This window comes from Bacillus sp. PK3-037, assembly GCF_054161355.1.
Genome location: NZ_CP096408.1, coordinates 3,955,001 through 3,972,958, shown reverse-complemented (window position 1 = coordinate 3,972,958; position 17,958 = coordinate 3,955,001). Strand labels below are relative to the sequence as shown.

Here is a 17,958-nt window from a genome sequence, read left to right as displayed (position 1 = left end):
TTTGTATGGCAGAGGTACTGTCTTTTATGGATGTGAAACGCAAAAAGGATTTTGAATTAGAAAAAAACTTGCTCAAAGAACTCTCACTTAGACAAATCATTCAGTCTGTAAAGGCCTGTCTTACTCCATTATTTCCATTTTTGCAGGATGAAAGGGACGTTATTAGTGAAGGCTGTATTGATTTTGCGATAGAAGCTTATTTGTTAGGCGGGCGTTTCGGTGTTTTCGGGTATTATGGAGAATCTATGCAAAGTGTTAGTGCCCGCTCTGCAAGGGAAGAAGAAGAGCTTCGTATGGAGTTTTTTGAATACCTTTATCATTGGACACATGAGCAATACGCAACGTTTGATAAAAACACAGTTTATGAAGCTGCGCGAAAATTCATCAAAGACTGGTGGACAGAAGGTTTTGTCCAAAGAGAAAAACAATGTAAGCTTCGCATGCGTTAATCATATTTCCCGACCCTGTCCCATACTTATGTAATAACGGACAAGCGGGAGGGGAAGGGATGAGGAAAAAGCTTAAATGGCTCAGTTTTATGCTAGGCTTCATCGTATTACTGTTTCTATTCAAGTATCAATTCAGCAATAACGATTCTTGGAATCCGTGGAGTCTGCCTTTGAGCGGGAAAATTATTTATCTTGATCCAGGTCATGGCGGGCCGGATGGAGGGGCAGTGGGCGGCAAGCTGTTAGAGAAGGATATAACCCTGGAAGTGGCTTTCAGAGTCAGGGATTATCTTCAGGAACAAGGTGCCTTAGTGATTATGACTAGAGAAAGTGACACCGATCTAGCTCCTGAAGGGACAAGAGGCTATAGTAAACGAAAAGCGGAAGACTTAAGACAGCGAGTGAACTTAATTAACAATTCAGAGGCTGAGCTCTACCTTAGCATTCATCTTAATGCGATCCCGTCACAAAAATGGAGCGGAGCCCAAAGCTTTTATTACGGAAAATACGAGGAAAACGAGAAAATTGCAAAATACATTCAAGATGAGTTGAGAACAAACCTGGAGAATACAACCCGAAAAGCAAAGCGAATTCATGGAATTTACTTAATGCAAAACGTCACAAAACCAGGTGCGCTTGTGGAAGTCGGTTTTCTATCCAATCCTGGAGAAGCAAAGATGCTGGGGAAACCGAAATATCAGGACAAAGTGGCATCTTCCATATATAAAGGAATATTGAGATACTTTACAGAAAAAGGCGACCCTCCGGAGTAAAGGAGGGTTTTCTCATGGTTCTAAGCAAAAGACACCCGCTGTTTATGTATGATATAATAATCTTTGTAAACGAATACACAAAAGGGTGAGGTTCGATGATAAGAGAAGATGAAGTAAGAAAACTAGTCGGTGAAATGCGCGAACCTTTTCTTCAAAGACCTCTGGGAGAATTGGATGCCGTTAAGGAAGTAAAAATAAAGCCTGAAAAACGGCATGTCAGTGTAAAAGTGGCTCTTGCAAAAACCGGAACAGCAGAACAAATGCAGGTTCAGCAAGAAATCGTAAATGTCTTAAAAGGGGCAGGCGCTGAGACGGTAGGCCTTCGATTTGAAGAGCTGCCTGAAGAAACAGTTGAGAAATTTCGGGCGCCGTCAACAGAAAACAAAACATTGTTAAATATGGATAACCCGCCGGTTTTCCTTGCTGTAGCGAGCGGAAAAGGCGGAGTAGGCAAATCAACTGTGTCAGTGAACCTTGCTATTTCTCTGGCTCGGCTTGGGAAAAAGGTCGGTTTAATTGACGCGGATATCTATGGCTTTAGTGTGCCGGATATGATGGGCATTACAGTTCGTCCAACAATTGAAGGAGACAAACTGCTTCCTGTTGAACGCTTCGGTGTAAAGGTCATGTCGATGGGTTTCTTTGTTGAAGAAAATGCTCCTGTCGTCTGGAGAGGGCCAATGCTGGGCAAGATGCTCAACAACTTTTTCCACGAAGTAGAATGGGGAGAAGTAGACTATATCGTTCTCGATCTTCCGCCTGGAACAGGGGACGTCGCACTTGATGTACATACGATGCTTCCGAGCAGTAAAGAAATTATCGTATCAACGCCGCACCCGACTGCAGCCTTTGTTGCGGCCAGAGCGGGGTCTATGGCTATTAAAACAGATCATGAGGTCGTCGGCGTCATAGAGAACATGGCTTATTATGAAAGTGCAAAGACCGGGGAAAGAGAATATGTCTTTGGCAAAGGCGGCGGAGATAAACTTGCTGAGGAGCTTAAAGTGCCTTTGCTCGGCAGAATACCGTTGAAACAGCCTGATTGGGATAAAGATCAATTTGCTCCGTCTGTTTATGACGAAAGCCATCCAATCGGTGAAATATATCATGATATTGCAAAAAAAGTCGTTGAAAAAATGGAAGTGCAAATATAAAAAGGCGAACCGGGATTTTTTGATCCCGGCTTCCCTTTACTCACCTTCTTTAGCGGTTTCTGCTGCTGCTTTTTTCAGTTCATCTTCGAACTGTTTTTTGTAAAGCGGACTAGAAAGTGTTTCGGTAATTACTTGTTCTAAATAACTGCGGAATTCTTGGCTTTTTGCCAGTTCGCTGTATTTTTTATTCATTCCCGGGTCCTGCATAACACTCATCAGCATTTTCTGGTAATCCGGATCCTTCATTAGCTTTTTAATTACTTTTTCATGCTCTGTTTGAAGGGTTTTAGCAAAGCTTTCCGCAAATTCAGTGTCTTCAAAGATGTTTTTCCAAAAATCCGCACCTTTTTTAGAGGTGAGTGTTTTTTCTATTGTTTTTTTAATGGCATCCTGATCAATCACCAGTGCTTCATTCATCGCATCATCGTTTAATAATTCCTTAATTGCTTTCTTTCCATCATCTGTTTTTAATATATCAACAACCATTTTTTTGGTCTGATCATAATCCATATCCGCTGCTTGGTCTTTTGGAGCGCAAGCTGTTACAGATAATATCAAAAAACAGCCCATCAATAGCGTTTTGGCTTTTGACATGCTTAAGCTCCTTTCACATACTTATCTTACTTTTAATATGATTCATCCGGTTGGAATTATACATAACAAAATATCGCGATCTGCGATTTTTGAGGGGTTGAATAAAGAAATGAAAAGCCGTGGCTTAGTTCGTTTTTTCTTTTCTATTTTAGCTGTCGGAGCGGTTGTCACGAGTGTTGTGGGTTTTGCTTTAAAATGGGGGGGATATAAGGAGCTGTTTCTGAACTTTGAAGCGGGCCAGATTTTCTCTGTTTTATTTTGGTTTATCGGTGTCGGTATGATTTTTAGTGTCATCAGCCAAATGGGCTTTTTCGTGTTTTTAACAGTTCACCGGTTTGCACTCGAAATATTAAGATCTTCATCTTTATGGAATTTACTGCAGCTGTTTTTCATCCTGTTTGTCGCTTTTGATTTAATGTACGTGCGGTTTTTATTTTTCGGCGATAGAGGAGAGTCAATGGCTGGCTATGCTTGGCTGCCGTTATTTTTATTGATCTTCGGTTTGCTTACCGCGTATATAAAACAAAAGCAGTCCTCAAAGAAAACGTTTGTGTCATCTTTATTTTTAATGGTTGTGATCACTGCATTGGAATGGTTTCCTGCGCTCAGAGTAAATGATGAGGACTGGCTTTACTTGATGCTCTTTCCGTTAATGGCGTGTAATGCTTTTCAATTGCTGATGCTGCCGAAATTTGCAGCGAAATAATTTATTTTACTTCGGCGGATTTAGCATTTGTGTTTGCAATGAGATCTCCCACGTTGACATTCTTTAAACCTTTTTCTCTCATATGATGGATAATCTCAGGCAGAGCCTCTTCTGTTTGTTTAGCTGAGTCTGAGGCGTGTAAAAGAATAATGTCTCCTCCTGAAACTTGACGGTTTACATTATCGACGATTTTTTCAACGCCTGGATTCGTCCAGTCATGGGAGTTCACACTATAGTGAACGACTGTATAGTTATACTGCTTTGCGATTGATAGGACATTTTTATTGAACTGGCCGGTAGGAGGTCTTAATAGCCGTATGTCTTTGATTCCTAATTTTTCAAAGGCAGTCCGCGCACGGTTAATGTCCTTTTTTATTTCACTATCCTCTAGATTGGCGTAGTTTTTATAAGCATAACCCATACTCCCTATTTGATGGCCGTCCTTTACAATGCGAGCCACCGTGTCCGGGTGGCGCTCGGCCCAAGAAGCGGAAAGAAAAAACGTAGCGTTTTTGATACCGTTGGCTTTCAGGGTATTTAGAATAGGCTCAGCTTTTTCATCCCCCCAGCTGATATCAAAGGTAAGCGCAATGTCTTTTGAATCTGTTTCTCCTTTATAAATGGCTTTCGGTCCGCTATCAGTCGAAAATACAGGGAGCGGGACAGCTCTTTGGATATAAAAAAAGCTGGCTGCAGCAAATGCGGCGATCAGTATAATGATAAATTGTTTAACACGTTTTATGTGCCACACATAGAAGTGATTCACTGATGATGCCTCCTTATCTTGTCCATCATTCTTGTGTTACATCTTATGTGCCTGGCCAAACGAATATAACTGATAAAAAGTCTCTTTAAAACAGATTAAATTAGTTATTGACCATTTGATAATATCCGTGTTATATTATTATTCGTCGCTGATGAACAGCTGACAACAAATAAAAGCTTCATTAACACTTTAAAAAAGGTGTTGACTTAAAAGAAGCTGAATGTTATAGTAATAAAGCTGCTTCGTTAAGCGGCATAAATGATCTTTGAAAACTAAACAAGACAAAACGTACCTGTTAATTCAAGTTTTATTATAAAATCGCACAGCGATGTGCGTAGTCAGTCAAACTACTTTATCGGAGAGTTTGATCCTGGCTCAGGACGAACGCTGGCGGCGTGCCTAATACATGCAAGTCGAGCGGACAGATGGGAGCTTGCTCCCTGATGTTAGCGGCGGACGGGTGAGTAACACGTGGGTAACCTGCCTGTAAGACTGGGATAACTCCGGGAAACCGGGGCTAATACCGGATGCTTGTTTGAACCGCATGGTTCAAACATAAAAGGTGGCTTCGGCTACCACTTACAGATGGACCCGCGGCGCATTAGCTAGTTGGTGAGGTAACGGCTCACCAAGGCAACGATGCGTAGCCGACCTGAGAGGGTGATCGGCCACACTGGGACTGAGACACGGCCCAGACTCCTACGGGAGGCAGCAGTAGGGAATCTTCCGCAATGGACGAAAGTCTGACGGAGCAACGCCGCGTGAGTGATGAAGGTTTTCGGATCGTAAAGCTCTGTTGTTAGGGAAGAACAAGTACCGTTCGAATAGGGCGGTACCTTGACGGTACCTAACCAGAAAGCCACGGCTAACTACGTGCCAGCAGCCGCGGTAATACGTAGGTGGCAAGCGTTGTCCGGAATTATTGGGCGTAAAGGGCTCGCAGGCGGTTCCTTAAGTCTGATGTGAAAGCCCCCGGCTCAACCGGGGAGGGTCATTGGAAACTGGGGAACTTGAGTGCAGAAGAGGAGAGTGGAATTCCACGTGTAGCGGTGAAATGCGTAGAGATGTGGAGGAACACCAGTGGCGAAGGCGACTCTCTGGTCTGTAACTGACGCTGAGGAGCGAAAGCGTGGGGAGCGAACAGGATTAGATACCCTGGTAGTCCACGCCGTAAACGATGAGTGCTAAGTGTTAGGGGGTTTCCGCCCCTTAGTGCTGCAGCTAACGCATTAAGCACTCCGCCTGGGGAGTACGGTCGCAAGACTGAAACTCAAAGGAATTGACGGGGGCCCGCACAAGCGGTGGAGCATGTGGTTTAATTCGAAGCAACGCGAAGAACCTTACCAGGTCTTGACATCCTCTGACAATCCTAGAGATAGGACGTCCCCTTCGGGGGCAGAGTGACAGGTGGTGCATGGTTGTCGTCAGCTCGTGTCGTGAGATGTTGGGTTAAGTCCCGCAACGAGCGCAACCCTTGATCTTAGTTGCCAGCATTCAGTTGGGCACTCTAAGGTGACTGCCGGTGACAAACCGGAGGAAGGTGGGGATGACGTCAAATCATCATGCCCCTTATGACCTGGGCTACACACGTGCTACAATGGACAGAACAAAGGGCAGCGAAACCGCGAGGTTAAGCCAATCCCACAAATCTGTTCTCAGTTCGGATCGCAGTCTGCAACTCGACTGCGTGAAGCTGGAATCGCTAGTAATCGCGGATCAGCATGCCGCGGTGAATACGTTCCCGGGCCTTGTACACACCGCCCGTCACACCACGAGAGTTTGTAACACCCGAAGTCGGTGAGGTAACCTTTATGGAGCCAGCCGCCGAAGGTGGGACAGATGATTGGGGTGAAGTCGTAACAAGGTAGCCGTATCGGAAGGTGCGGCTGGATCACCTCCTTTCTAAGGATATTTACGGAATATAAGACCTTGGGTCTTATAAACAGAACGTTCCCTGTCTTGTTTAGTTTTGAAGGATCATTCCTTCGAAACGTGTTCTTTGAAAACTAGATAACAGTAGACATCACATTCAATTAGTAACACAAGATATCACATAGTGATTCTTTTTAACGGTTAAGTTAGAAAGGGCGCACGGTGGATGCCTTGGCACTAGGAGCCGATGAAGGACGGGACGAACACCGATATGCTTCGGGGAGCTGTAAGCAAGCTTTGATCCGGAGATTTCCGAATGGGGAAACCCACCACTCGTAATGGAGTGGTATCCATATCTGAATTCATAGGATATGAGAAGGCAGACCCGGGGAACTGAAACATCTAAGTACCCGGAGGAAGAGAAAGCAAATGCGATTCCCTGAGTAGCGGCGAGCGAAACGGGATTAGCCCAAACCAAGAGGCTTGCCTCTTGGGGTTGTAGGACACTCTATACGGAGTTACAAAGGAACGAGGTAGATGAAGAGGTCTGGAAAGGCCCGCCATAGGAGGTAACAGCCCTGTAGTCAAAACTTCGTTCTCTCCAGAGTGGATCCTGAGTACGGCGGAACACGTGAAATTCCGTCGGAATCCGGGAGGACCATCTCCCAAGGCTAAATACTCCCTAGTGACCGATAGTGAACCAGTACCGTGAGGGAAAGGTGAAAAGCACCCCGGAAGGGGAGTGAAAGAGATCCTGAAACCGTGTGCCTACAAGTAGTCAGAGCCCGTTAACGGGTGATGGCGTGCCTTTTGTAGAATGAACCGGCGAGTTACGATCCCGTGCAAGGTTAAGCAGAAGATGCGGAGCCGCAGCGAAAGCGAGTCTGAATAGGGCGCATGAGTACGTGGTCGTAGACCCGAAACCAGGTGATCTACCCATGTCCAGGGTGAAGTTCAGGTAACACTGAATGGAGGCCCGAACCCACGCACGTTGAAAAGTGCGGGGATGAGGTGTGGGTAGGGGTGAAATGCCAATCGAACCTGGAGATAGCTGGTTCTCTCCGAAATAGCTTTAGGGCTAGCCTCAAGGTAAGAGTCTTGGAGGTAGAGCACTGATTGGACTAGGGGCCCCTACCGGGTTACCGAATTCAGTCAAACTCCGAATGCCAATGACTTATCCTTGGGAGTCAGACTGCGAGTGATAAGATCCGTAGTCGAAAGGGAAACAGCCCAGACCGCCAGCTAAGGTCCCAAAGTATACGTTAAGTGGAAAAGGATGTGGAGTTGCTTAGACAACCAGGATGTTGGCTTAGAAGCAGCCACCATTTAAAGAGTGCGTAATAGCTCACTGGTCGAGTGACTCTGCGCCGAAAATGTACCGGGGCTAAACGTATCACCGAAGCTGCGGACTGTTCTTCGAACAGTGGTAGGAGAGCGTTCTAAGGGCTGTGAAGCCAGACCGGAAGGACTGGTGGAGCGCTTAGAAGTGAGAATGCCGGTATGAGTAGCGAAAGAGGGGTGAGAATCCCCTCCACCGAATGCCTAAGGTTTCCTGAGGAAGGCTCGTCCGCTCAGGGTTAGTCGGGACCTAAGCCGAGGCCGAAAGGCGTAGGCGATGGACAACAGGTTGATATTCCTGTACCACCTCCTCACCATTTGAGCAATGGGGGGACGCAGGAGGATAGGGTAAGCGCGGTATTGGATATCCGCGTCCAAGCAGTTAGGCTGGGAAATAGGCAAATCCGTTTCCCATAAGGCTGAGCTGTGATGGCGAGCGAAATATAGTAGCGAAGTTCCTGATTCCACACTGCCAAGAAAAGCCTCTAGCGAGGTGAGAGGTGCCCGTACCGCAAACCGACACAGGTAGGCGAGGAGAGAATCCTAAGGTGATCGAGAGAACTCTCGTTAAGGAACTCGGCAAAATGACCCCGTAACTTCGGGAGAAGGGGTGCTCTGTTAGGGTGCAAGCCCGAGAGAGCCGCAGTGAATAGGCCCAGGCGACTGTTTAGCAAAAACACAGGTCTCTGCGAAGCCGTAAGGCGAAGTATAGGGGCTGACGCCTGCCCGGTGCTGGAAGGTTAAGAGGAGCGCTTAGCGTAAGCGAAGGTGCGAATTGAAGCCCCAGTAAACGGCGGCCGTAACTATAACGGTCCTAAGGTAGCGAAATTCCTTGTCGGGTAAGTTCCGACCCGCACGAAAGGCGCAACGATCTGGGCACTGTCTCAACGAGAGACTCGGTGAAATTATAGTACCTGTGAAGATGCAGGTTACCCGCGACAGGACGGAAAGACCCCGTGGAGCTTTACTGCAGCCTGATATTGAATGTTGGTACAGCTTGTACAGGATAGGTAGGAGCCTTGGAAACCGGAGCGCCAGCTTCGGTGGAGGCATCGGTGGGATACTACCCTGGCTGTATTGACCTTCTAACCCGCCGCCCTTATCGGGCGGGGAGACAGTGTCAGGTGGGCAGTTTGACTGGGGCGGTCGCCTCCTAAAAGGTAACGGAGGCGCCCAAAGGTTCCCTCAGAATGGTTGGAAATCATTCGCAGAGTGTAAAGGCACAAGGGAGCTTGACTGCGAGACCTACAAGTCGAGCAGGGACGAAAGTCGGGCTTAGTGATCCGGTGGTTCCGCATGGAAGGGCCATCGCTCAACGGATAAAAGCTACCCCGGGGATAACAGGCTTATCTCCCCCAAGAGTCCACATCGACGGGGAGGTTTGGCACCTCGATGTCGGCTCATCGCATCCTGGGGCTGTAGTCGGTCCCAAGGGTTGGGCTGTTCGCCCATTAAAGCGGTACGCGAGCTGGGTTCAGAACGTCGTGAGACAGTTCGGTCCCTATCCGTCGCGGGCGCAGGAAATTTGAGAGGAGCTGTCCTTAGTACGAGAGGACCGGGATGGACGCACCGCTGGTGTACCAGTTGTTCTGCCAAGGGCATCGCTGGGTAGCTATGTGCGGACGGGATAAGTGCTGAAAGCATCTAAGCATGAAGCCCCCCTCAAGATGAGATTTCCCATTCCGCAAGGAAGTAAGATCCCTGAAAGATGATCAGGTTGATAGGTCTGAGGTGGAAGTGTGGCGACACATGGAGCTGACAGATACTAATCGATCGAGGACTTAACCTAATATCTAATGATGTCACACCTGTTATCTAGTTTTGAGAGAACACTCTCAAATTGTTTGGTGGCGATAGCGAAGAGGTCACACCCGTTCCCATGCCGAACACGGAAGTTAAGCTCTTCAGCGCCGATGGTAGTCGGGGGTTTCCCCCTGTGAGAGTAGGACGCCGCCAAGCAGTTTTATCTATTTCTACCATGTTTGTTTATGAAGCTTATATCATTCCGCAGTAGCTCAGTGGTAGAGCTATCGGCTGTTAACCGATCGGTCGTAGGTTCGAATCCTACCTGCGGAGCCATTGCTTCCATAGCTCAGCAGGTAGAGCACTTCCATGGTAAGGAAGAGGTCAGCGGTTCGAGCCCGCTTGGAAGCTTTATTTAAACGCATTACTCTTACCAAGGTTTCTCAAAAGGAGAAAGCTTTTTTTATTGCGATATGCGGAAGTAGTTCAGTGGTAGAACACCACCTTGCCAAGGTGGGGGTCGCGGGTTCGAATCCCGTCTTCCGCTCCATTTTTTCATCCCAACGGGATGTTGATACAAGTGAAAATGCGCCCGTAGCTCAATTGGATAGAGCGTTTGACTACGGATCAAAAGGTTAGGGGTTCGACTCCTCTCGGGCGCGCCATATATTTTATCAATATGGGAAATCGGGAAGTAGCTCAGCTTGGTAGAGCACATGGTTTGGGACCATGGGGTCGCAGGTTCGAATCCTGTCTTCCCGACCATTTTTATGGGGCCTTAGCTCAGCTGGGAGAGCGCCTGCTTTGCACGCAGGAGGTCAGCGGTTCGATCCCGCTAGGCTCCACCAAAAAAGATTTAAAAAAGTTGTTGACTTTGAGAAAGCGACGTTGTATACTAATAAAGTTGCTTTAACAAAGCGATAAACAAAATGATCTTTGAAAACTAAACAAGACAAAACGTACCTGTTAATTCAAGTTTTATTATAAAATCGCACAGCGATGTGCGTAGTCAGTCAAACTACTTTATCGGAGAGTTTGATCCTGGCTCAGGACGAACGCTGGCGGCGTGCCTAATACATGCAAGTCGAGCGGACAGATGGGAGCTTGCTCCCTGATGTTAGCGGCGGACGGGTGAGTAACACGTGGGTAACCTGCCTGTAAGACTGGGATAACTCCGGGAAACCGGGGCTAATACCGGATGCTTGTTTGAACCGCATGGTTCAAACATAAAAGGTGGCTTCGGCTACCACTTACAGATGGACCCGCGGCGCATTAGCTAGTTGGTGAGGTAACGGCTCACCAAGGCAACGATGCGTAGCCGACCTGAGAGGGTGATCGGCCACACTGGGACTGAGACACGGCCCAGACTCCTACGGGAGGCAGCAGTAGGGAATCTTCCGCAATGGACGAAAGTCTGACGGAGCAACGCCGCGTGAGTGATGAAGGTTTTCGGATCGTAAAGCTCTGTTGTTAGGGAAGAACAAGTACCGTTCGAATAGGGCGGTACCTTGACGGTACCTAACCAGAAAGCCACGGCTAACTACGTGCCAGCAGCCGCGGTAATACGTAGGTGGCAAGCGTTGTCCGGAATTATTGGGCGTAAAGGGCTCGCAGGCGGTTCCTTAAGTCTGATGTGAAAGCCCCCGGCTCAACCGGGGAGGGTCATTGGAAACTGGGGAACTTGAGTGCAGAAGAGGAGAGTGGAATTCCACGTGTAGCGGTGAAATGCGTAGAGATGTGGAGGAACACCAGTGGCGAAGGCGACTCTCTGGTCTGTAACTGACGCTGAGGAGCGAAAGCGTGGGGAGCGAACAGGATTAGATACCCTGGTAGTCCACGCCGTAAACGATGAGTGCTAAGTGTTAGGGGGTTTCCGCCCCTTAGTGCTGCAGCTAACGCATTAAGCACTCCGCCTGGGGAGTACGGTCGCAAGACTGAAACTCAAAGGAATTGACGGGGGCCCGCACAAGCGGTGGAGCATGTGGTTTAATTCGAAGCAACGCGAAGAACCTTACCAGGTCTTGACATCCTCTGACAATCCTAGAGATAGGACGTCCCCTTCGGGGGCAGAGTGACAGGTGGTGCATGGTTGTCGTCAGCTCGTGTCGTGAGATGTTGGGTTAAGTCCCGCAACGAGCGCAACCCTTGATCTTAGTTGCCAGCATTCAGTTGGGCACTCTAAGGTGACTGCCGGTGACAAACCGGAGGAAGGTGGGGATGACGTCAAATCATCATGCCCCTTATGACCTGGGCTACACACGTGCTACAATGGACAGAACAAAGGGCAGCGAAACCGCGAGGTTAAGCCAATCCCACAAATCTGTTCTCAGTTCGGATCGCAGTCTGCAACTCGACTGCGTGAAGCTGGAATCGCTAGTAATCGCGGATCAGCATGCCGCGGTGAATACGTTCCCGGGCCTTGTACACACCGCCCGTCACACCACGAGAGTTTGTAACACCCGAAGTCGGTGAGGTAACCTTTATGGAGCCAGCCGCCGAAGGTGGGACAGATGATTGGGGTGAAGTCGTAACAAGGTAGCCGTATCGGAAGGTGCGGCTGGATCACCTCCTTTCTAAGGATATTTACGGAATATAAGACCTTGGGTCTTATAAACAGAACGTTCCCTGTCTTGTTTAGTTTTGAAGGATCATTCCTTCGAAACGTGTTCTTTGAAAACTAGATAACAGTAGACATCACATTCAATTAGTAACACAAGATATCACATAGTGATTCTTTTTAACGGTTAAGTTAGAAAGGGCGCACGGTGGATGCCTTGGCACTAGGAGCCGATGAAGGACGGGACGAACACCGATATGCTTCGGGGAGCTGTAAGCAAGCTTTGATCCGGAGATTTCCGAATGGGGAAACCCACCACTCGTAATGGAGTGGTATCCATATCTGAATTCATAGGATATGAGAAGGCAGACCCGGGGAACTGAAACATCTAAGTACCCGGAGGAAGAGAAAGCAAATGCGATTCCCTGAGTAGCGGCGAGCGAAACGGGATTAGCCCAAACCAAGAGGCTTGCCTCTTGGGGTTGTAGGACACTCTATACGGAGTTACAAAGGAACGAGGTAGATGAAGAGGTCTGGAAAGGCCCGCCATAGGAGGTAACAGCCCTGTAGTCAAAACTTCGTTCTCTCCAGAGTGGATCCTGAGTACGGCGGAACACGTGAAATTCCGTCGGAATCCGGGAGGACCATCTCCCAAGGCTAAATACTCCCTAGTGACCGATAGTGAACCAGTACCGTGAGGGAAAGGTGAAAAGCACCCCGGAAGGGGAGTGAAAGAGATCCTGAAACCGTGTGCCTACAAGTAGTCAGAGCCCGTTAACGGGTGATGGCGTGCCTTTTGTAGAATGAACCGGCGAGTTACGATCCCGTGCAAGGTTAAGCAGAAGATGCGGAGCCGCAGCGAAAGCGAGTCTGAATAGGGCGCATGAGTACGTGGTCGTAGACCCGAAACCAGGTGATCTACCCATGTCCAGGGTGAAGTTCAGGTAACACTGAATGGAGGCCCGAACCCACGCACGTTGAAAAGTGCGGGGATGAGGTGTGGGTAGGGGTGAAATGCCAATCGAACCTGGAGATAGCTGGTTCTCTCCGAAATAGCTTTAGGGCTAGCCTCAAGGTAAGAGTCTTGGAGGTAGAGCACTGATTGGACTAGGGGCCCCTACCGGGTTACCGAATTCAGTCAAACTCCGAATGCCAATGACTTATCCTTGGGAGTCAGACTGCGAGTGATAAGATCCGTAGTCGAAAGGGAAACAGCCCAGACCGCCAGCTAAGGTCCCAAAGTATACGTTAAGTGGAAAAGGATGTGGAGTTGCTTAGACAACCAGGATGTTGGCTTAGAAGCAGCCACCATTTAAAGAGTGCGTAATAGCTCACTGGTCGAGTGACTCTGCGCCGAAAATGTACCGGGGCTAAACGTATCACCGAAGCTGCGGACTGTTCTTCGAACAGTGGTAGGAGAGCGTTCTAAGGGCTGTGAAGCCAGACCGGAAGGACTGGTGGAGCGCTTAGAAGTGAGAATGCCGGTATGAGTAGCGAAAGAGGGGTGAGAATCCCCTCCACCGAATGCCTAAGGTTTCCTGAGGAAGGCTCGTCCGCTCAGGGTTAGTCGGGACCTAAGCCGAGGCCGAAAGGCGTAGGCGATGGACAACAGGTTGATATTCCTGTACCACCTCCTCACCATTTGAGCAATGGGGGGACGCAGGAGGATAGGGTAAGCGCGGTATTGGATATCCGCGTCCAAGCAGTTAGGCTGGGAAATAGGCAAATCCGTTTCCCATAAGGCTGAGCTGTGATGGCGAGCGAAATATAGTAGCGAAGTTCCTGATTCCACACTGCCAAGAAAAGCCTCTAGCGAGGTGAGAGGTGCCCGTACCGCAAACCGACACAGGTAGGCGAGGAGAGAATCCTAAGGTGATCGAGAGAACTCTCGTTAAGGAACTCGGCAAAATGACCCCGTAACTTCGGGAGAAGGGGTGCTCTGTTAGGGTGCAAGCCCGAGAGAGCCGCAGTGAATAGGCCCAGGCGACTGTTTAGCAAAAACACAGGTCTCTGCGAAGCCGTAAGGCGAAGTATAGGGGCTGACGCCTGCCCGGTGCTGGAAGGTTAAGAGGAGCGCTTAGCGTAAGCGAAGGTGCGAATTGAAGCCCCAGTAAACGGCGGCCGTAACTATAACGGTCCTAAGGTAGCGAAATTCCTTGTCGGGTAAGTTCCGACCCGCACGAAAGGCGCAACGATCTGGGCACTGTCTCAACGAGAGACTCGGTGAAATTATAGTACCTGTGAAGATGCAGGTTACCCGCGACAGGACGGAAAGACCCCGTGGAGCTTTACTGCAGCCTGATATTGAATGTTGGTACAGCTTGTACAGGATAGGTAGGAGCCTTGGAAACCGGAGCGCCAGCTTCGGTGGAGGCATCGGTGGGATACTACCCTGGCTGTATTGACCTTCTAACCCGCCGCCCTTATCGGGCGGGGAGACAGTGTCAGGTGGGCAGTTTGACTGGGGCGGTCGCCTCCTAAAAGGTAACGGAGGCGCCCAAAGGTTCCCTCAGAATGGTTGGAAATCATTCGCAGAGTGTAAAGGCACAAGGGAGCTTGACTGCGAGACCTACAAGTCGAGCAGGGACGAAAGTCGGGCTTAGTGATCCGGTGGTTCCGCATGGAAGGGCCATCGCTCAACGGATAAAAGCTACCCCGGGGATAACAGGCTTATCTCCCCCAAGAGTCCACATCGACGGGGAGGTTTGGCACCTCGATGTCGGCTCATCGCATCCTGGGGCTGTAGTCGGTCCCAAGGGTTGGGCTGTTCGCCCATTAAAGCGGTACGCGAGCTGGGTTCAGAACGTCGTGAGACAGTTCGGTCCCTATCCGTCGCGGGCGCAGGAAATTTGAGAGGAGCTGTCCTTAGTACGAGAGGACCGGGATGGACGCACCGCTGGTGTACCAGTTGTTCTGCCAAGGGCATCGCTGGGTAGCTATGTGCGGACGGGATAAGTGCTGAAAGCATCTAAGCATGAAGCCCCCCTCAAGATGAGATTTCCCATTCCGCAAGGAAGTAAGATCCCTGAAAGATGATCAGGTTGATAGGTCTGAGGTGGAAGTGTGGCGACACATGGAGCTGACAGATACTAATCGATCGAGGACTTAACCTAATATCTAATGATGTTACACCTGTTATCTAGTTTTGAGAGAACACTCTCAATTGTTTGGTGGCGATAGCGAAGAGGTCACACCCGTTCCCATGCCGAACACGGAAGTTAAGCTCTTCAGCGCCGATGGTAGTCGGGGGTTTCCCCCTGTGAGAATAGGACGCCGCCAAGCAGTTGCACATTAGTGCAATTAAAAATAAAAAAAGTTGTTGACTTTGAGAAAGCGACGTTATATACTAATAAAGTTGCTTTAACAAAGCGATAAACAAAATGATCTTTGAAAACTAAACAAGACAAAACGTACCTGTTAATTCAAGTTTTATTATAAAATCGCACAGCGATGTGCGTAGTCAGTCAAACTACTTTATCGGAGAGTTTGATCCTGGCTCAGGACGAACGCTGGCGGCGTGCCTAATACATGCAAGTCGAGCGGACAGATGGGAGCTTGCTCCCTGATGTTAGCGGCGGACGGGTGAGTAACACGTGGGTAACCTGCCTGTAAGACTGGGATAACTCCGGGAAACCGGGGCTAATACCGGATGCTTGTTTGAACCGCATGGTTCAAACATAAAAGGTGGCTTCGGCTACCACTTACAGATGGACCCGCGGCGCATTAGCTAGTTGGTGAGGTAACGGCTCACCAAGGCAACGATGCGTAGCCGACCTGAGAGGGTGATCGGCCACACTGGGACTGAGACACGGCCCAGACTCCTACGGGAGGCAGCAGTAGGGAATCTTCCGCAATGGACGAAAGTCTGACGGAGCAACGCCGCGTGAGTGATGAAGGTTTTCGGATCGTAAAGCTCTGTTGTTAGGGAAGAACAAGTACCGTTCGAATAGGGCGGTACCTTGACGGTACCTAACCAGAAAGCCACGGCTAACTACGTGCCAGCAGCCGCGGTAATACGTAGGTGGCAAGCGTTGTCCGGAATTATTGGGCGTAAAGGGCTCGCAGGCGGTTCCTTAAGTCTGATGTGAAAGCCCCCGGCTCAACCGGGGAGGGTCATTGGAAACTGGGGAACTTGAGTGCAGAAGAGGAGAGTGGAATTCCACGTGTAGCGGTGAAATGCGTAGAGATGTGGAGGAACACCAGTGGCGAAGGCGACTCTCTGGTCTGTAACTGACGCTGAGGAGCGAAAGCGTGGGGAGCGAACAGGATTAGATACCCTGGTAGTCCACGCCGTAAACGATGAGTGCTAAGTGTTAGGGGGTTTCCGCCCCTTAGTGCTGCAGCTAACGCATTAAGCACTCCGCCTGGGGAGTACGGTCGCAAGACTGAAACTCAAAGGAATTGACGGGGGCCCGCACAAGCGGTGGAGCATGTGGTTTAATTCGAAGCAACGCGAAGAACCTTACCAGGTCTTGACATCCTCTGACAATCCTAGAGATAGGACGTCCCCTTCGGGGGCAGAGTGACAGGTGGTGCATGGTTGTCGTCAGCTCGTGTCGTGAGATGTTGGGTTAAGTCCCGCAACGAGCGCAACCCTTGATCTTAGTTGCCAGCATTCAGTTGGGCACTCTAAGGTGACTGCCGGTGACAAACCGGAGGAAGGTGGGGATGACGTCAAATCATCATGCCCCTTATGACCTGGGCTACACACGTGCTACAATGGACAGAACAAAGGGCAGCGAAACCGCGAGGTTAAGCCAATCCCACAAATCTGTTCTCAGTTCGGATCGCAGTCTGCAACTCGACTGCGTGAAGCTGGAATCGCTAGTAATCGCGGATCAGCATGCCGCGGTGAATACGTTCCCGGGCCTTGTACACACCGCCCGTCACACCACGAGAGTTTGTAACACCCGAAGTCGGTGAGGTAACCTTTATGGAGCCAGCCGCCGAAGGTGGGACAGATGATTGGGGTGAAGTCGTAACAAGGTAGCCGTATCGGAAGGTGCGGCTGGATCACCTCCTTTCTAAGGATATTTACGGAATATAAGACCTTGGGTCTTATAAACAGAACGTTCCCTGTCTTGTTTAGTTTTGAAGGATCATTCCTTCGAAACGTGTTCTTTGAAAACTAGATAACAGTAGACATCACATTCAATTAGTAACACAAGATATCACATAGTGATTCTTTTTAACGGTTAAGTTAGAAAGGGCGCACGGTGGATGCCTTGGCACTAGGAGCCGATGAAGGACGGGACGAACACCGATATGCTTCGGGGAGCTGTAAGCAAGCTTTGATCCGGAGATTTCCGAATGGGGAAACCCACCACTCGTAATGGAGTGGTATCCATATCTGAATTCATAGGATATGAGAAGGCAGACCCGGGGAACTGAAACATCTAAGTACCCGGAGGAAGAGAAAGCAAATGCGATTCCCTGAGTAGCGGCGAGCGAAACGGGATTAGCCCAAACCAAGAGGCTTGCCTCTTGGGGTTGTAGGACACTCTATACGGAGTTACAAAGGAACGAGGTAGATGAAGAGGTCTGGAAAGGCCCGCCATAGGAGGTAACAGCCCTGTAGTCAAAACTTCGTTCTCTCCAGAGTGGATCCTGAGTACGGCGGAACACGTGAAATTCCGTCGGAATCCGGGAGGACCATCTCCCAAGGCTAAATACTCCCTAGTGACCGATAGTGAACCAGTACCGTGAGGGAAAGGTGAAAAGCACCCCGGAAGGGGAGTGAAAGAGATCCTGAAACCGTGTGCCTACAAGTAGTCAGAGCCCGTTAACGGGTGATGGCGTGCCTTTTGTAGAATGAACCGGCGAGTTACGATCCCGTGCAAGGTTAAGCAGAAGATGCGGAGCCGCAGCGAAAGCGAGTCTGAATAGGGCGCATGAGTACGTGGTCGTAGACCCGAAACCAGGTGATCTACCCATGTCCAGGGTGAAGTTCAGGTAACACTGAATGGAGGCCCGAACCCACGCACGTTGAAAAGTGCGGGGATGAGG

Annotated in this window: 6 protein-coding genes, 6 tRNA genes and 8 rRNA genes (1 of these 20 running past the window's edge); 18 read left to right on the top strand and 2 right to left on the bottom strand. The window is 49.3% G+C overall.

Going from position 1 to position 17,958, the window contains the following annotated elements:
• The first annotated feature begins 5 nt into the window (after positions 1 to 5).
• From M1D69_RS20370 to salA, 3 genes are all read left to right on the top strand, one after another.
• Positions 6 to 449 carry a YbaK family protein gene (locus tag M1D69_RS20370; RefSeq protein ID WP_458105037.1) on the top strand — a complete coding sequence of 148 codons (444 nt, stop codon included), beginning with the start codon at positions 6 to 8 and terminating at the stop codon, positions 447 to 449.
• Between the two features lie 59 nt (positions 450 to 508).
• Positions 509 to 1,222, top strand: coding sequence for an N-acetylmuramoyl-L-alanine amidase CwlD (cwlD, locus tag M1D69_RS20365; protein ID WP_044153395.1), 714 nt, complete (start codon positions 509 to 511; stop codon positions 1,220 to 1,222).
• A gap of 95 nt (positions 1,223 to 1,317) precedes the next feature.
• Positions 1,318 to 2,376: an iron-sulfur carrier protein/transcriptional regulator SalA gene (gene salA / locus M1D69_RS20360; protein WP_044153394.1), complete on the top strand. Its 1,059-nt coding sequence runs from the start codon at positions 1,318 to 1,320 to the stop codon at positions 2,374 to 2,376.
• A gap of 36 nt (positions 2,377 to 2,412) precedes the next feature.
• Here the strand turns inward: salA and gerD are convergent, their stop codons facing one another.
• Positions 2,413 to 2,970 (bottom strand): spore germination lipoprotein GerD, encoded by a 558-nt coding sequence (gerD, locus tag M1D69_RS20355; protein WP_458105038.1) that lies wholly within the window; start codon positions 2,968 to 2,970, stop codon positions 2,413 to 2,415.
• 109 nt (positions 2,971 to 3,079) lie between these two features.
• Between gerD and kbaA the strand changes: the two genes are divergently transcribed.
• Positions 3,080 to 3,676 (top strand): KinB-signaling pathway activation protein, encoded by a 597-nt coding sequence (gene kbaA / locus M1D69_RS20350; protein WP_044153392.1) that lies wholly within the window; start codon positions 3,080 to 3,082, stop codon positions 3,674 to 3,676.
• 1 nt (position 3,677) lies between these two features.
• Here kbaA and pdaB read toward each other — a convergent pair whose 3' ends face one another.
• The gene (gene pdaB, locus M1D69_RS20345) at positions 3,678 to 4,442 is read right to left on the bottom strand and encodes a polysaccharide deacetylase family sporulation protein PdaB (RefSeq protein WP_458105039.1); all 765 of its coding nucleotides are present in this window, start codon (positions 4,440 to 4,442) and stop codon (positions 3,678 to 3,680) included.
• A 352-nt stretch (positions 4,443 to 4,794) separates the two neighbouring features.
• On the opposite strand from pdaB, the gene M1D69_RS20340 reads away from it, so the two are divergent.
• The 14 genes from M1D69_RS20340 to M1D69_RS20275 form a co-directional block, all read left to right on the top strand.
• Positions 4,795 to 6,344, top strand: a 16S ribosomal RNA gene (locus tag M1D69_RS20340).
• Between the two features lie 169 nt (positions 6,345 to 6,513).
• Positions 6,514 to 9,441 (top strand): 23S ribosomal RNA (locus M1D69_RS20335).
• Positions 9,442 to 9,495: 54 nt separating this feature from the next.
• A 5S ribosomal RNA gene (rrf, locus tag M1D69_RS20330) occupies positions 9,496 to 9,611 on the top strand.
• Between the two features lie 45 nt (positions 9,612 to 9,656).
• A tRNA-Asn gene (locus M1D69_RS20325) sits at positions 9,657 to 9,731 on the top strand.
• 2 nt (positions 9,732 to 9,733) lie between these two features.
• Positions 9,734 to 9,806 (top strand) — tRNA-Thr (locus tag M1D69_RS20320).
• Positions 9,807 to 9,870: 64 nt separating this feature from the next.
• Positions 9,871 to 9,945, top strand: a tRNA-Gly gene (locus tag M1D69_RS20315).
• Positions 9,946 to 9,983: 38 nt separating this feature from the next.
• Positions 9,984 to 10,060 (top strand) — tRNA-Arg (locus M1D69_RS20310).
• Positions 10,061 to 10,083: 23 nt separating this feature from the next.
• Positions 10,084 to 10,160, top strand: a tRNA-Pro gene (locus M1D69_RS20305).
• Between the two features lie 7 nt (positions 10,161 to 10,167).
• A tRNA-Ala gene (locus tag M1D69_RS20300) sits at positions 10,168 to 10,243 on the top strand.
• A gap of 175 nt (positions 10,244 to 10,418) precedes the next feature.
• Positions 10,419 to 11,968: ribosomal RNA gene (locus M1D69_RS20295) — 16S ribosomal RNA — on the top strand.
• A 169-nt stretch (positions 11,969 to 12,137) separates the two neighbouring features.
• Positions 12,138 to 15,065, top strand: a 23S ribosomal RNA gene (locus M1D69_RS20290).
• Between the two features lie 53 nt (positions 15,066 to 15,118).
• Positions 15,119 to 15,234 (top strand): 5S ribosomal RNA (rrf, locus tag M1D69_RS20285).
• A gap of 192 nt (positions 15,235 to 15,426) precedes the next feature.
• Positions 15,427 to 16,976 (top strand): 16S ribosomal RNA (locus tag M1D69_RS20280).
• A gap of 169 nt (positions 16,977 to 17,145) precedes the next feature.
• Positions 17,146 to 17,958 (top strand): 23S ribosomal RNA (locus M1D69_RS20275); it runs 2,115 nt beyond the window's last position.
• The 16S, 23S and 5S rRNA genes sit together here with 6 tRNA genes alongside, the layout of an rRNA operon.

What these genes read in the sequence shown, in the direction of transcription:
- M1D69_RS20370 (WP_458105037.1), top strand. Translation starts at nt 6, where the DNA reads ATGGCAGAGGTACTGTCTTTTATGGATGTGAAACGCAAAAAGGATTTT.
- cwlD (WP_044153395.1), top strand. Translation starts at nt 509, where the DNA reads ATGAGGAAAAAGCTTAAATGGCTCAGTTTTATGCTAGGCTTCATCGTA.
- salA (WP_044153394.1), top strand. Translation starts at nt 1,318, where the DNA reads ATGATAAGAGAAGATGAAGTAAGAAAACTAGTCGGTGAAATGCGCGAA.
- gerD (WP_458105038.1), bottom strand. Translation starts at nt 2,970, where the DNA reads ATGTCAAAAGCCAAAACGCTATTGATGGGCTGTTTTTTGATATTATCT.
- kbaA (WP_044153392.1), top strand. Translation starts at nt 3,080, where the DNA reads ATGAAAAGCCGTGGCTTAGTTCGTTTTTTCTTTTCTATTTTAGCTGTC.